The 1,257-nt window shown below is 42.2% G+C and carries 1 protein-coding gene and 1 pseudogene; both read right to left on the bottom strand.

The annotated features are described in order from the left end of the window. Positions 1 to 252 (bottom strand): sugar phosphate nucleotidyltransferase (locus tag ACWHAR_RS21975; protein ID WP_452087822.1); only part of this gene is annotated, 252 nt, incomplete at its 3' end. Positions 253 to 487: 235 nt separating this feature from the next. Beyond that, positions 488 to 1,257, bottom strand: a pseudogene (gene ltaS1, locus ACWHAR_RS21970) (lipoteichoic acid synthase LtaS1); the annotation flags it as partial.

The following is a 1,257-nucleotide window of genomic DNA, read 5'->3' as shown; positions in this document are numbered from 1 at the left end:
CTGTACCTCTCCCGTAGAGCTGTCGAGTGTCAGGCTGTTGTGCTTCCATTCATAGTCGAGAAAGTATTCCTTGATTTTTTCTCCTTTATAGCCCAAAAGCAGAATAAACTCGTTTACTCCGTAGTACTGATAAATTTTCATAATATGCCATAGAATCGGTTTGCCGCCTATCATGGCAAGCGGTTTAGGAATGTCATTCGTGACTTCACTCATTCTCGTTCCTTTTCCGCCGCAGAGAATGACCGCTTTCATCTCTACCCCTCATCTCTATGAATATTGAGTTCGAAACCTGGTACATCTTCACAATCTATCAAGGCATTTCCCCGATAATTTGTCCGATTTCAATCCGGTTTCAAAATCTACTGTAATGATATGAGAAAAAGCCAGCCTTGGTGACCAAATGGAATCTATTTTTTCAAGTTGGTTGTATAACCAAAAAAGAGCCTTGAGCGAAGGCAATGCGCCCGCTCAAGGCTCTTTTTTTATCTTATTTGATTTCTTTTTCCTTGCCGTAATGATAGTCTGACGGATCAACGGCTTTGAAATCATTTAGTTTATGGAACCTCAGCAAGTCTTTGTACAGGACACTGTCTGAAAGGCTCAGCTGCTGGTTCACTCTTGTTTTCAGATTCTTCGTTTCTTCATTCGCTTTCAGTTTTTCACCTGTCTTCGTATCGTAAATGATATTGTCGACTGATGTGTACTTCGGCGTTACGAAGTCTCCGTTTCTGAATGCCACCGTATCGTCGTGGTCTTTAGAGAATAAATCAGTACCAAAGTTGATGTATTTCTGAGAATCAATTCCTTCTAAGTGCAGAAGTGTCGGCATAACGTCAATTTCGCCGCCATACGTATGGTTCACTCCGCCTTTTTTGCCAGGAACGCGGATCATCAGCGGCACACGCTGGTTCTGTGCGTTTTGATAATCTGTGATCTCTTTTCCAAGAATCTCTTTCATCGCTCGGTTATGGTTTTCAGAAATACCGTTATGGTCACCGTAAATCATGATGACTGAGTTGTCATACAGGCCGGCTTCCTTCAGCTCCTTGAAGAATTGCTCAAGCGCTTCGTCAAGGTAACGCGCTGTCTGGAAGTAGCTGTCAACTGTGTTATCGCCTGTTGTCGCTTTTTTAAGAGACGCGTCTTTTTCATCAAGGTTAAACGGATAATGGTTTGTCAATGTAATCAAATGCGCATAAAATGGCTGTTTAAGAGATTCAAGCTTTGGAATCGATTCTGTAAAGAACGGCTTATCCT

This window comes from Bacillus sp. LR--39 (genome assembly GCF_053613335.1).
Note: the sequence above shows the minus strand (reverse complement) of the source record. Positions and strands in the feature narration are given on the sequence as shown.